Source organism: Streptomyces tardus, from assembly GCF_018101125.2.
Classification (GTDB): Bacteria; Actinomycetota; Actinomycetes; order Streptomycetales; family Streptomycetaceae; genus Streptomyces; species Streptomyces tardus.
This window is the reverse complement of record NZ_JAELVF020000001.1, coordinates 3,210,703-3,224,414: the sequence shown is the minus strand read 5'-3', so window position 1 is coordinate 3,224,414 and position 13,712 is coordinate 3,210,703. Positions and strand designations below refer to the sequence as shown.

Sequence of the window (13,712 nt, the reverse complement as noted above, 5' to 3'; positions counted from 1 at the left end):
TACGGGCCGCCACGCGACGTCGCGCCGCACAGCGGGGCCCGGTCCGGGCGGGCCCCGTCGCTCACGACCCGAGGTCCGGCCCCGACGCGCAGGCTCGGCGCAGAACCGGCCCGCGCAGAACCGGCCCGCGCAGAACCGGCCCGCGCAGGGCCGTCCGGAGAGAGGCGGCTCGGGGAGGTCAGCCCGGGTAGATCGGTGCGGATCCCTCTTTGGTGACCTCCTGCCAGCTGCCGTCACGACGCGGCAGCCGCACTATGCCCTCCTCGGAGTCCGCGAGCAACGGGCGCTCCTCGTTCTCCGAAGCGGCTATGCCCCGCACGTTGTTGACCCCCGGCAGAGTGGGCGGAACCCCCGCCGACCCGTCCGTGGACACCACTCGCAGCTGCTGCACGCCTCCCGGCTCCTTGCCCACGAGCACCAGTCGGCTGGCCCCCGCCCAGGAGACCGCTGTCACTCTTTCGAGTTGGGGCGCGGCAGGCCGCAGCGCACGGACCCGGACGAGCGCCTCGCCGTCGTCCGCCGTCGTCCGCTCAACTCGGCCCAGCTGCAGGGTGGTCGACTCGCCGTCGTCCACCAGCAGTGCGATACGGGTGCCGTCCGCCGACATCCGTATCGCCTCTATCCGGTCGGTGCCGAGCCCTGCCACCGGCACCGTCTGTGGCTCGCCCCGGCCGTCCCGAAGCCGCAGCAGACGCGGCCTGCGCTCGTCCCGGTCGGCGACCCACAGATCACCGAGGCCGTCCCAACTGGGTGCGGACAGACGGGTGCTGTTGGTTCCTCCGCGGCTCGTCAGAGCCGGATCGTCGAACTCACCGCCACCCGAGAGGGAGGCGACGTACAACTCGCCGCCGTCCGCGACCACACCGGCCCCCAGACTTTCGTCCCGGCTGACCGCGACCGAGCCCGTCGCCATGTGCCCCGCACCGAACGGGCCGTCGACGGTGGCGCCCGGCTTGTTCTCCTCGTCTATGGCGATCAGTCGGCTGCTGCCGTCCAGGTAGTACTGCCGCGCCGCCGGGCCGTTCAGCAGTCCCGGCGCGAAATCAGCGGCAGCGGTGCGGTCCGTGCCGCACAACTCCCCGCGCCCGTCCTTCAGTTCCACCTGCTGGATGGTGGCCGAGGACTGCTGGTCGGCGGTGTGCAGCAGTTGGGCGGCCATCCGCCGGCAGGTCTGACGATCGACCTCCACGCTGCCGCCTTTGCCACCGGGCGCGAGGGTGACTTGCAGGCCGCCGGAGTCGTCCAGAGCGGGACGCTTGCCCTGCGCGATGCGCACCCCGTCGGGAAAGGCCGAGTTCACCACCGGTCGCAGCCAGTTGGAGGGCCCCTTCAGCAGCGCGGACACCGTCTCCGTCAGAGGGTCTATCCGTCGCCGCAGATAGACGGGATCGGCCACCAGCACGTTCCGCCCGGACCGCACGGACTCGGCGTCCTCGCCGAGAGAGGCGTAGAAGTAGGTGTTGACGGAACGGTAGATGCGCTCGAAGTCCGGCTCTCCGACGACCAGTCCGTGCGGGAGCTTGTCGATGCGCCATTCGCCGTTGACCTTCTTCAGGTGGAAGCGCTCCAGGTAGGCGCCCTCGCGCGAGGTGTACGAGTTCTTCTCGTCGACCTCGGCGACCTGGACCCCGGTCACCTCGACGCTGAATCCGAGCCCGTCGGCGTCGGCCCTCACACCATCGGGTGTCACGTCGGGCCCGCCGTTGACGACCATGGTCCGGTCGAAAGGCCGCCAGCTCTCGGCGGCCTGCGGAGCGAGGTACTTGCGCGCGGTGTCGAAGTTCGCCTCGTCGCTGGTGGTCGCCTCCAGGAACCCCCGGACGATGTGCCGGGGTTGCTCACCCTTGCGGGGGCTCACCCCGAACACCCGCACCTGCGACTCCGCCTCCGCCCTCTGCGGCGAGTCGACCTCTTTGAGATCCCCGCCGGAAGGCATCGACGCACATCCGCTGAGCAGCAGCGCCACGACCACGAACAGCGAACCTGCCACGCGTCGTTCACTCTTCACTGTCGGCCTCCTCGGCACGGTCGGCCCGGGTCGCACCGGAGGCGCGCACCGGCAACCCGCCCTCGCCCGGTGGCGGTTGACTCTCCTCACCGACCGCACCGCGCCGCGCCGGCGAGGCACCCGCCGCGGCGGTCTCCGGTGCGGTGCGATCCGGTGCAGTGGTCTCCGGTGCGGTGCGTTCCGGTGCGGCGCCTTCCGTTGTGCGTTCCGATGCGGTGGCGCCGGTTGTGCGTTCCGGATCAACGGCGTCCGAGCCGGTGCCCGTGGGATCCGAGGAACCCGCGGGACCCGAGGCGTCTGCCTCCGCCACCGCCGAATCACCGAGACCGTCGGGTCGGCCGCCGTCCGGGGGCTCCAGCGGCAACGGCGAGCCGCGCAGCACCTCTCCCGCCGCAGCCGGCAGCGTCAGCCGGAACTGCGAGCCGCCACCGTGCTCGCCCCATGCCTGCAACCAGCCGCCGTGCAGCCGGGCGTCCTCGATCGCGATCGACAGTCCGAGGCCGGTTCCGCCGGTCGTCCTCGCCCGGGCCGGGTCCGCGCGCCAGAAGCGGTTGAAGACGCGCTGGGCCTCGCCGGGACGCAGACCGACGCCGTAGTCCCGTACGGCCACTGCCACCGCACCGTTGCGCTGAGCCAGCTTGACCACGACCTCCCGGCCCTCGCCGTGCTCGATCGCGTTGACGACGAGGTTGCGCAGGATCCGCTCCACCCTCCGTACGTCGGCCTCCACCACCACCGCACGATCGTCGCCCTGCACACGCAGCCGGCTGCCCTTGGCGTCCGCCAGCGGCTCGGCCCCCTCCAGCACCCGGTGCACCACCTCGCGCAGGTCGATCGGCCCGGCCTCCAGCGCAGCCGCACCCGCGTCGAAGCGGCTGATCTCCAGCAGCTCCGCGAGCAGCGACTCGAACCTGTCCAGCTGCCCCAGCAGCAGCTCGGCCGAGCGCTTGGTCACCGGATCGAACTCGTCCCGCGCCTCGTGGATGACGTCCGCCGCCATCCGGACCGTGGTCAGGGGCGTACGCAGCTCGTGCGAGACGTCCGAGACGAAGCGGCGCTGCATCCGCGACAGCTCTTCCAGCTGCCCGATCTTCAGCTGCAGATTGCGCGCCATTTTGTTGAAGGCCTCGCCCAGTCGGGCGATGTCGTCCTCTCCGCTGACCTTCATCCGCTCCTGGAGCCGGCCCGCGGCCAGCCGCTCCGAGATGCCGGCGGCCATCCGCACCGGGGTGACCACCTGCCGCACCACCAGCCAGGCGATCGCCCCGAGCAGGACGACGACGAAGACACCGGCCGTCGCCAGCGTCCCCTTGACCAGCGAGAGGGTCTTCTCCTCCTGCGTGAAGGGGAACAGGTAGTAGAGCTGGTACGGGTTGCCGTTCGCGTCCGCGAGCCGTTTGCCGATGATCAGGGCGGGCTGCGAGCTGCTGTCGGTGCGGATGATCCGCCCGTACTGCTGGTGTGCCCGGGGCTCCTCGTTCAGCGCGCTGCGCAGCTCGGCGGAGACGCTCTCGTCGGGGCGTACGTCGCCGGAGGCGCGCGGGCCGCGGGTGTTGGTGTTCTCGTCGCCTATGAAGGGGGTGGAGTCGGCGTCCGAGTTGAGGGCGACGACGGAGTACACGCCCTGGCCACCGCTGGCGAGCTGCTGGACGAGCTGGGTCAGCCAGGTGCCGCTGTTCTGGACGGCTCTGGTGCCGGACTCCTCGCCGTCCCGGCCTCCCTCGGCCGCGCTGTCGGCCATCTCGGTCGCCACGGCGAACCCGCCCGCGGCCTGGCTCTGCGCCGCCTGCTGCTTGGCGTCCAGAAGCCCGTTGCGCACCTGGCCGATGACCACGAGCCCGAGCACCAGCACGACCGCTATGGAGAGCAGCAGAGTGGCGGCGACCACCCGCAGCTGCAGATTCCGCCGCCAGAGCCTGGTGAGCTGGAGCAGCGGGCGCCGCACCAGCCGTACGAACATCCGCACCATCGGGTGCGCACGGCTGCCGGTGGCGCCCTCCGGTATCAGCCCGTGCGGCAGGAGGTTCACATTGCGCCACCGGCTGCCGATCGCGGCGACCGCCGACCTGCGGCCGGCGACCGCCTTCGCCCCCGGCGGAACCTGACCAGGGTCCTGCATCTCAGTTCGGTCCGGCCTTGTATCCCACGCCGCGAACGGTCACCACGATCTCCGGACGCTCCGGGTCACGCTCGACCTTCGAGCGCAGCCGCTGCACATGGACGTTCACCAGCCGGGTGTCTGCGGCGTGGCGGTAGCCCCACACCTGCTCGAGCAGCACCTCCCGGGTGAAGACCTGCCAGGGCTTGCGGGCCAGCGCCACCAGGAGGTCGAACTCCAGGGGCGTCAGCGCGATCGACTGGCCCGTCCGCTTCACCGAGTGGCCCGCGACGTCGATCACCAGGTCGCCGATCGTCAGCTGCTCCGGAGCGGGCTCCTCCGAGCGCCGCAGTCTTGCGCGGATCCTGGCGACCAGCTCCTTGGGCTTGAACGGCTTGACGATGTAGTCGTCAGCTCCGGACTCCAGACCGACCACCACATCGACGGTGTCCGACTTGGCGGTGAGCATCACCACCGGTACGCCGGATTCGGCCCTGATAAGGCGGCACACCTCGATTCCGTCACGGCCGGGCAACATCAGATCGAGCAGCACAAGGTCGGGCTTGGTCTCTCGGAACGCGGCGAGCGCCTTGTCCCCGTCGGCAACAAACGACGGTTCAAAGCCTTCGCCGCGCAGCACGATGCCAAGCATCTCTGACAGTGCGGTGTCGTCATCGACGACGAGGACGCGTCCCTTCATGAGTTCATCATCCCATTACCCGATCGTGATGTTCTCTCCAGTGGTATGGAACACAGTTCTGCCAGGTCGGGCGCGGTCACCGGGGACACCGCACCCGCTTCGGTGACGATCGCCGTCACCAGCCCCGGCGGCGTCACGTCGAAGGCGGGGTTGTGCACCCGCGTCCCCTGCGGAGCCGTCGACGTGCCGGACCCCTCACCCGTGACCTCGGCCCCGTCGCGCTGCTCCACCACGATGTCGGCGCCGACCCGGGTCGCGGGGTCCACCGTCGTACGGGGAGCCACCACCACGAACGGCACTCCGTGATGGCGCGCCAGAACCGCCAGCGGGTAGGTGCCCACCTTGTTCGCGACCGCTCCGTCGGCGGCGATGCGGTCCGCACCGACCAGCACCGCGTCCACCTCACCCGCGGCGAACAGCGAACCGGCCGCGTTGTCGGCCAGAAGGGTGTACGGCATCCCTTCCCGCGCCGCTTCGTAGGTGGTGAGCCGTGCGCCCTGGAGCAGCGGCCGGGTCTCGTCCACCCAGAGCATGTGCAGCCGCCCCGCCCGGTGGACTGCGCCGACCACCGCGAGCGCCGTGCCGCGACCACCGGAGACCAGCCGGCCGGTGTTGCAGTGGGTGAGGATCCGCATCGCCCGCCCGGGGACCAGCTCGCGCAGCAGCGCGCAGCCGTGGGCGGCCATCGCCTCGCTCGCCTCGGCGTCCTCCCGGTGCAGCTCCCGGGCCTCCGCCAGCGCACCCTGCGCGACCTCCTCCGGGCCGCCGCCGGCCGCGCGTATCCTCCGGCACACCGACAACACTCTCGTGACGCCGGAGGCCAGGTTCACCGCGGTCGGCCGGGCAGCGGCCAACTGCGACGCCGCGCCCTCCACATCGGCTCCGCGCGCGGCAGCCAGGGCCACGCCGTACGCACCGGCGATGCCCAGCACCGGGGCGCCGCGCACGCGCAGCACGCGGATCGCCTCCACCAGCACGGATACCTCCGTGCAGTGCAACTCCTGTTCGACGTGCGGCAGTTGGGTTTGGTCGAGCAGTGCGACCGCAGGGCCGTCCTCGCCCTGGGCCCACCGGATCACCAGCAGGTCGGTTCGATCAAGAGCAGCCATTTGCCCATACTGCCTCTCGGCAGGGCGCTTTGGGCAGGCCGGAGCAGCTCCGTTCAGCCGCCGTGGGACGATGGCCCCCAGCCAGCGCCACAGCGACCGAGGTGAATCGCAGTGAACGAGTCTCCGGGCTGGGCCTCGCCCGGGTCCACTCCTCCCGAGCCGGACCGCTCCCCGCAGACTCCACAGGGAGAACAGCCGGCCCGCCCCGACGGTGCCGTCCCCGAGCCCGGTTGGTCCGGGCGGCAGCCTCCCGCGGCGCCGTCGGGGTGGGGAGCACCCACCGGCGGCAACTTCTCCGGCGGGCCGCACGGACGGTGGCACAACTCCTGGCAGCACCCACCGGCTGCGAAGCCCGGAGTCATACCCCTGCGCCCGCTGGATGTCAGCGAGATCCTCGACGGCGCGGTCTCCACCATCAGGGCCCACTGGCGACCGGCTCTGGGCATCGCGCTGGGAGTGGCTATCGCGCTGGAGCTCGTCGTCACGCTCACGACGGGGCTGTGGTTCCGGGACAACCAGAGCATTCGCGAACTGGAGAGCGCTGAAACTCCGACGATGTCCCAGGTGACGGCCGCCTACCGGGAGTTGCTCAGCGCCCAGATCGTCCCCACGCTCGCCGGTCTGGTCGCCTCGGTGCTCGCTACGGCACTGCTCACCATGGTGGTCTCCAGAGCGGTGCTCGGGCGGTCGGTCAGCGTCACCGAGGTGTGGCGCGACTCCCGTCCGATGCTGCTCCGGCTCTTCGGGCTGTCCCTGCTGCTCCTGGTGATCGTGGTGCTGCCGGTGGTGGTCGGAGTCCTGCCCGGACTGCTGGTGGGCCTCGGAGGCGCCACCGCATCCGGAGTGATGCTCTCCCTGCTCGGCCTCACGGCGGGCGCCGTGGTCGCAGTCTGGCTCTGGGTACGCCTGTCCCTCTCCGCTCCCGCACTGATGCTGGAGAAGCAGGGCATCGGCACCGCGCTGGTCCGATCGGCAAAGCTGGTCCGCAACTCGTGGTGGCGGACCTTCGGCATCCAGGCACTCGCCTATCTGCTGATGATGGTGCTCGCCTTCGTCGTCGGACTGGTGACCAGTGTCATCGCGGCGATGGCCTCGGGCGACGGCCTGGGCGAGATGCTGGGCGCCGGAGCGACCAACCAGAGCTGGACCTATCTGGTGGTCCTCGGAATCGGAGCCGTGATCAGCTCGACCCTGACCCTGCCCTTCGCCGCGGGCGTCACCACACTCGTCTACATCGACCGGCGCATCCGCCGCGAGGCACTCGACCTCGAACTCGCCCGCGCAGCCGGAATTTCGGACGCCGACGGTCCGAGCGCCGCCGGAACTCCGCCGATCCGCTAGGGCGATGACCACGGCACCGATGACGAGCGGCCCGCTGAAGCTCGCATCCGACGCCGCCCCGAGCGCCCCCGGCACCTCGCGGTCCCCGGGCAACCCCGACCCGTCCGACGGGCCCCCGGTGGTTCTCGACCGGGAAGCCGCACGCGAAGCCGCGGAGCGCGAGCTGACCAGGTCCGAGTACAGCGAGACGGAGCCCGGCCCGGTGCGCCGTGCCGCCGACTGGCTCGTCGACCAGGTGGAGCAGCTCCTGGGCCTGACTGCCGACGGGGGAACCGCCGGGTGGGTCCGGATCGCGGTGCTCCTCGTGCTCGCCGTCCTCGTCGCGCTCGCAGTCCCCGCTCTGCGACGACGGCTCGGCCCGCTTCGCCGCCGCACACCGGGGGACGAGCCGCGCCTCTTCGCCGCCGGCCCGCGAGGCTCGCACCAACACCGCGACGCGGCCGAGCAGTTCGCCGCCACAGGCGACTGGGACAAGGCGCTCCAGGAACGCATGCGCGCCGTCGTCAGATCGCTCGAGGAAGCGAACGTCCTGGCTCCGAGCCCCGCACGCACAGCGGGCGAGGCCGCCGAGGAAGCCGGACGTGCACTCCCTGAGCTCGCCCCTGCGCTGACCGAGGCCGCAGCCTCCTTCGACGAGGTGACGTACGCCCACCGCCGCGTCTCCAGCACCGCGTACGACCAGGTCAGGAAAGTTGACACCGCGCTCGAGCAGCACCGCCGCACCAGCGCGACCGCCCGCGTCGCGAGCGGAGGCCGCCGGTGACTCGCGCCCCTTCGCTGCGCACCGCTCCGCCCACCGGCCCGGATGCCCCGGCAGACGCCGCCGCGCCCGCTTCCGGAAACTCGGCCACGTCTCCCGGACGCGGCCTGCGGCCACCCCGAGCGCGCGGCCTCCTTCTGGCCCTTCTGTTTCTGCTGCTCGCAGGGCTGGCCATCGCCGCCCTCAGCGCCCGGTCCCATCAGGCTCTGCTCGACCCGCGGTCCCCCGCACCGAACGGCAGCCGCGCCGTCGCCCAACTGCTGGCCTCACACGGGGTCGACATCCGCGTCATCACCACCACCGAGGACGCCACGCGCGCCGCATCGCGCACCGACACCACCCTCCTGGTCTCCCGACCCGAGCTGCTCGGCACGGCCCAACTCTCGACGCTGCGTACGGCCTTCGCCACCGGCAACGGCCGCACCGTGCTCCTCGCTCCCGACGACACGGCAACCGCAGCCCTCGCTCCCCGGGTCCGCACCACGAACCGGACTGCGATCAGCACCCGCCCTGCCGACTGCGACAGCGAGTACGCGGCCAAGGCCGGCCCGGTCGAGCTGGGAGGCCGCGGCTACACCACCTCGGCCGCACAGGCCGACACCTGCTACCCCACCGAGCACGGTTCCGCCCTCGTGCGCATCCCGCAGGCGGAAGACAACGGCGACACTGTCATCCTCGGCACCGGCGAACTCCTCTTCAACGAACGCCTCGCGGCCGAGGGCAACGCCTCGCTCGCCGTCCAACTCCTCGGCTCCCGCAGTCATCTCGCCTGGTACCTCCCTTCTCCCACGGATCCCGCCGCCGACAGCAACGAGAGCGGTCTGTTCTCCCTGCTCCCCGACGGCTGGCTCTGGGGATCCGCACAGCTCGCCATCGCAGTGGGCCTGGCCGCGCTGTGGCGCGCCCGCAGGCTCGGCGCGGTGGTGGTCGATCGCATCCCGGTGGCGGTCCCCGCCTCCGAGACGACGGAAGGCCGAGCACGTCTCTACCACCGCTCCGGCGCCCGCGACCGCGCCGCCGAGACACTGCGGTCAGCCGCCAGGGAACGTCTCGCTCCGCTCGTCGGAGTCGCCCCCGAGCACGCGCACGTCCGGACGGCGCTGTGCCCGGCCCTCGACCTCCACACCGCCGATCCACCACCCAACGGTGCCGAACCGGCCACTTCCGCGCCTCTGCTCTTCGGCCCCACTCCGGCCAACGACGCCGAGCTTGTGCTCCTCTCGGAACAGCTCGACCGCCTCCAGGAACGCATCAAATCCTCCCGCGGAGGAAAGGAAAGACGCCCGTGAGCGCCCCATCGCAGGACCCCGCCCGTGCCGCCCTCGAGGGGTTGCGCAGTGAGATCGCCAAGGTCGTCGTCGGTCAGGACGCCGCTGTCACCGGTCTCGTCGTCGCTCTGCTGTGCCGAGGGCACGTGCTCCTCGAAGGGGTTCCCGGAGTCGCGAAAACGCTGCTCGTACGGGCTCTTGCCGCTGCACTCACCCTGGACACCAAGCGGGTGCAGTTCACGCCGGATCTGATGCCGAGCGATGTGACGGGATCGCTGGTGTACAACAGCCGCAACTCCGGGTTCTCCTTCCAACCCGGGCCGGTCTTCACCGACATCCTCATCGCCGACGAGATCAACCGAACACCTCCCAAGACACAGGCGTCGCTGCTCGAAGCCATGGAAGAGCGCCAGATCTCCGTCGACGGCACTCCGCGACCGCTCCCCGACAACTTCCTCGTCGCCGCGACGCAGAACCCGGTCGAGTACGAAGGGACCTACCCCCTTCCCGAAGCTCAGCTGGACCGCTTCCTGCTGAAGTTGACGGTGCCTCTGCCAAGCCGCGACCAGGAGGTCGACGTCCTCAGCCGCCACCGGGACGGCTTCAGCCCCCGCGACCTGCACGCCGCCGGCGTGCGGCCCCGCGCCACCCCCGAGGACCTGGAAGCCGCGCGGAACGCGGTCGCATCAACCTCGGTCTCTGCCGAAGTCACCGGCTACATCGTGGATATCTGCCGTGCCACGCGTGAATCCCCCTCACTGACCCTGGGCGTCTCGCCCCGCGGCGCGACCGCTCTTCTTGCCACCGCCCGCGCCTGGGCCTGGCTCACCGGCCGGAGCTATGCCACCCCGGACGACGTGAAATCACTGGCGCTTCCCACTCTTCGCCACCGGATCCATCTCCGCCCCGAGGCGGAGATGGAGGGCCTCACTCCCGACACCGTGGTCAACTCGGTGCTCGGCCAAGTCGCCGTTCCGCGCTAGAAGCAGAGGCCGAACTCGGATGGCGCTCACAGGACGCGCAGCCTTCGCCGCTGCTCTCGGCGTGCTGGTCGTCGGTTTCCTCGTCCCGAGCTGGGTCGGGCTGGCTGCCGTCCAACTCCCCCTGCTATTCGCAATTCTGTACGATCTCGCTCGCGCCGCGCCGGCGCGTTCCGCCCACTTCACCCGTTCGGCCCAGCACTCCGTACAAGCGGGTTCGGCGACGCATGTCGATCTCACCGTGGAGAACTCCTCACACCGGCCGATGCGAGCGCTCATCCGCGACGCCTGGCCGCCGAGCACGCTGCCGGCCCAACCAGTCCCACAGCAGCCTCGGCACCGTGTGGTGGTACCTCCGGGCGAGCAACGCCGCCTCACCACTCGGCTGTTGCCCCAACGCCGCGGGGACCACCACGCACATCCCGTCACCATCCGCTCCTACGGGCCGCTCGGCATCGCCGCACGGCAGAGCGACCACACGGTGGAGTGCACCGTGCGTGCGCTGCCCCCCTTCCACAGCCGCAGACACCTGCCTTCCCGGCTCGAACGGCTGCGTGAACTCGACGGCCGCACCAACATCCTCGCGGCCGGAGCGGGCACGGAGTTCGACAGCCTGCGCCACTACGTGCCCGGCGATGACACCCGGTCCATCGACTGGCGCGCGACCGCCCGCCAACCCCAACCAGTCGTCCGCACCTGGCGCCCCGAACGCGACCGCCGCATCCTCCTGGTTCTGGACACCGGTCGGACCGCGGCAGTCCGGGCCGGCGAACTGCCCCGTCTGGACACCTACCTGGACGCCGCCCTGCTGCTGACCGCACTCGCGGCAAAGGCCGGAGACCGCACCGACCTGCTCGCCCACGACCGGCAGGTACGGGCGACCGTCAGCGCACGAGGGACAGCTTCCGCACTCTCCACGATCGTTTCCGCGCTCGCGCCGCTGGAAGCCGAACTGTGGGAAACGGACCCGCGGGCGCTGGCTGCCGCAGCGCTGCACGCCGGCCGCCGCGCATCCCTCCTCGTACTCTTCACCGGTGTGGAGAGCGCCGGATTCGAAGAGGGGCTGCTCCCCTTCCTCCCGCGGCTCGCCGCCGAACACACCGTCGTACTCGCCGCGGTGACCGATCCACACCTGGCAGAGATGGCACAGCAGCGGGGATCCGTCGAAGCCGTCTACCGCGCTGCGGCAGCCGAACGGGCCCTGGCGGAACGACGCCGAACCGTACAGCAGTTGAGGGCCCAAGGTGTGATTGTCGTCGACGAGACTCCCGATCGCCTCGCCCCTCGACTCGCGGACACCTACCTCGCTCTCAAAGCCGCCGGCCGCCTCTGACACCTGCTCCTCCCCCTCCCGGACTCCGCACGGTCGGCGCCCGGTGGGGGAACGGTGCACGCACGCCTCTGCTGTCGTGAGCAAGAGCGCTCAGGCATACAAAGAGGCCCGTCGGCAATACCGACAGGCCTTTCAGCACTCGGGGACAACGCAGAAAAGGGCCGTACCGGCGATCCGGTACGACCCTTTCCTTCAAAAATTGTTCGGCGGCGACCTACTCTCCCACACGCTCCCGCATGCAGTACCATCGGCGCGGACAGGCTTAGCTTCCGGGTTCGAAATGTAACCGGGCGTTTCCCCATCGCTATGACCACCGAAACACGGTGAAACACACAACCGGAACAGGTTGCTGTCTCAGAAACTACACAGTGGACGCGAGCAAATCTATGGTCAAGCCCTCGGCCTATTAGTACCGGTCAACTCCAACCCTCACGGGTCTTCCATATCCGGCCTATCAACCCAGTCGTCTACTGGGAGCCTTACCCCATCAAGTGGGTGGGAGTCCTCATCTCGAAGCAGGCTTCCCGCTTAGATGCTTTCAGCGGTTATCCCTCCCGAACGTAGCCAACCAGCCATGCCCTTGGCAGAACAACTGGCACACCAGAGGTCCGTCCGTCCCGGTCCTCTCGTACTAGGGACAGCCCTTCTCAAAACTCCAACGCGCGCAGCGGATAGGGACCGAACTGTCTCACGACGTTCTAAACCCAGCTCGCGTGCCGCTTTAATGGGCGAACAGCCCAACCCTTGGGACCGACTCCAGCCCCAGGATGCGACGAGCCGACATCGAGGTGCCAAACCATCCCGTCGATATGGACTCTTGGGGAAGATCAGCCTGTTATCCCCGGGGTACCTTTTATCCGTTGAGCGACGGCGCTTCCACAAGCCACCGCCGGATCACTAGTCCCGACTTTCGTCCCTGCTCGACCCGTCAGTCTCACAGTCAAGCTCCCTTGTGCACTTACACTCACCACCTGATTACCAACCAGGCTGAGGGAACCTTTGGGCGCCTCCGTTACTCTTTAGGAGGCAACCGCCCCAGTTAAACTACCCACCAGACACTGTCCCTGATCCGGATCACGGACCCAGGTTAGACATCCAGCACGACCAGAGTGGTATTTCAACAACGACTCCACACACACTGGCGTGTGCGCTTCAAAGTCTCCCACCTATCCTACACAAGCCGAACCGAACACCAATATCAAGCTATAGTAAAGGTCCCGGGGTCTTTCCGTCCTGCTGCGCGAAACGAGCATCTTTACTCGTAATGCAATTTCACCGGGCCTATGGTTGAGACAGTCAAGAAGTCGTTACGCCATTCGTGCAGGTCGGAACTTACCCGACAAGGAATTTCGCTACCTTAGGATGGTTATAGTTACCACCGCCGTTTACTGGCGCTTAAGTTCTCAGCTTCGCCATGACGAATCACAGCTAACCGGTCCCCTTAACGTTCCAGCACCGGGCAGGCGTCAGTCCGTATACATCGCCTTACGGCTTCGCACGGACCTGTGTTTTTAGTAAACAGTCGCTTCTCGCTGGTCTCTGCGGCCACCCCCAGCTCAAGGAAGCAAGTCCCTATCACCAGAAATGGCCCCCCTTCTCCCGAAGTTACGGGGGCATTTTGCCGAGTTCCTTAACCATAGTTCACCCGAACGCCTCGGTATTCTCTACCTGACTACCTGAGTCGGTTTAGGGTACGGGCCGCAACACAACATCGCTAGAGGCTTTTCTCGACAGCATAGGATCATCCACTTCACCAAAAAGGCTCGGCATCAGGTCTCAGGCACACAGCACACGGATTTACCTGCATGCCGCCCTACACCCTTACCCCGGGACAACCACCGCCCGGGCTGGACTACCTTCCTGCGTCACCCCATCACTCACCTACTACCACCTTGGATCAGCGGCTCCACCACTCCCCCACACTCCAAAGGAGAACAGGGGCGGCTTCACGGCCTTAGCATCAGAAGATTCAGTGTTGGGCGCTGTATCACGGGTACCGGAATATCAACCGGTTGTCCATCGACTACGCCTGTCGGCCTCGCCTTAGGTCCCGACTTACCCTGGGCAGATCAGCTTGACCCAGGAACCCTTAGTCAATCGGCGCAAGAGTTTCCC

9 protein-coding genes and 2 rRNA genes (1 of these 11 running past the window's edge) are annotated in these 13,712 nt (G+C 68.9%); 5 read left to right on the top strand and 6 right to left on the bottom strand.

What is annotated here, in order from left to right; translation table 11 throughout:
• Nucleotides 1-178: 178 nt before the first annotated feature.
• Genes JGS22_RS13815 through mtnA form a run of 4 tightly spaced genes read right to left on the bottom strand, consistent with a single transcriptional unit; the run spans nucleotide 179 to nucleotide 5,915 of the window.
• Complete coding sequence (locus JGS22_RS13815) at nucleotides 179-2,008, bottom strand: LpqB family beta-propeller domain-containing protein (RefSeq protein WP_308405660.1); 1,830 nt, start codon at nucleotides 2,006-2,008, stop codon at nucleotides 179-181.
• Complete coding sequence (mtrB, locus tag JGS22_RS13810) at nucleotides 1,998-4,127, bottom strand: MtrAB system histidine kinase MtrB (protein ID WP_211039818.1); 2,130 nt, start codon at nucleotides 4,125-4,127, stop codon at nucleotides 1,998-2,000. The genes JGS22_RS13815 and mtrB overlap by 11 nt, the downstream gene beginning before the upstream one ends.
• Nucleotide 4,128: 1 nt before the next feature.
• Nucleotides 4,129-4,806, bottom strand: coding sequence for an MtrAB system response regulator MtrA (gene mtrA / locus JGS22_RS13805; RefSeq protein WP_211039819.1), 678 nt, complete (start codon nucleotides 4,804-4,806; stop codon nucleotides 4,129-4,131).
• A complete protein-coding gene (gene mtnA, locus JGS22_RS13800; protein WP_211039820.1) occupies nucleotides 4,803-5,915 on the bottom strand; it encodes an S-methyl-5-thioribose-1-phosphate isomerase in 1,113 nt (370 codons plus the stop codon). Before mtnA ends, mtrA begins: the two co-directional genes overlap by 4 nt.
• Before the next feature lie 111 nt (nucleotides 5,916-6,026).
• Between mtnA and JGS22_RS13795 the strand changes: the two genes are divergently transcribed.
• Genes JGS22_RS13795 through JGS22_RS13775 form a run of 5 tightly spaced genes read left to right on the top strand, consistent with a single transcriptional unit; the run spans nucleotide 6,027 to nucleotide 11,597 of the window.
• A complete protein-coding gene (locus JGS22_RS13795) occupies nucleotides 6,027-7,256 on the top strand; it encodes a DUF7544 domain-containing protein (RefSeq protein WP_211039821.1) in 1,230 nt (409 codons plus the stop codon).
• Between the two features lie 4 nt (nucleotides 7,257-7,260).
• A complete protein-coding gene (locus tag JGS22_RS13790; RefSeq protein WP_236073146.1) occupies nucleotides 7,261-8,019 on the top strand; it encodes a DUF4129 domain-containing protein in 759 nt (252 codons plus the stop codon).
• A complete protein-coding gene (locus JGS22_RS13785; protein WP_211039822.1) occupies nucleotides 8,016-9,305 on the top strand; it encodes a DUF4350 domain-containing protein in 1,290 nt (429 codons plus the stop codon). The genes JGS22_RS13790 and JGS22_RS13785 overlap by 4 nt, the downstream gene beginning before the upstream one ends.
• A complete protein-coding gene (locus JGS22_RS13780; RefSeq protein WP_211039823.1) occupies nucleotides 9,302-10,267 on the top strand; it encodes an AAA family ATPase in 966 nt (321 codons plus the stop codon). The genes JGS22_RS13785 and JGS22_RS13780 overlap by 4 nt, the downstream gene beginning before the upstream one ends.
• A 19-nt stretch (nucleotides 10,268-10,286) precedes the next feature.
• A complete protein-coding gene (locus JGS22_RS13775; protein WP_211039824.1) occupies nucleotides 10,287-11,597 on the top strand; it encodes a DUF58 domain-containing protein in 1,311 nt (436 codons plus the stop codon).
• 201 nt (nucleotides 11,598-11,798) lie between these two features.
• On the opposite strand, the gene rrf is transcribed toward JGS22_RS13775, so the two are convergent.
• Nucleotides 11,799-11,915: ribosomal RNA gene (rrf, locus tag JGS22_RS13770) — 5S ribosomal RNA — on the bottom strand.
• Between the two features lie 68 nt (nucleotides 11,916-11,983).
• Nucleotides 11,984-13,712, bottom strand: a 23S ribosomal RNA gene (locus tag JGS22_RS13765) (it continues 1,400 nt past the right edge of the window).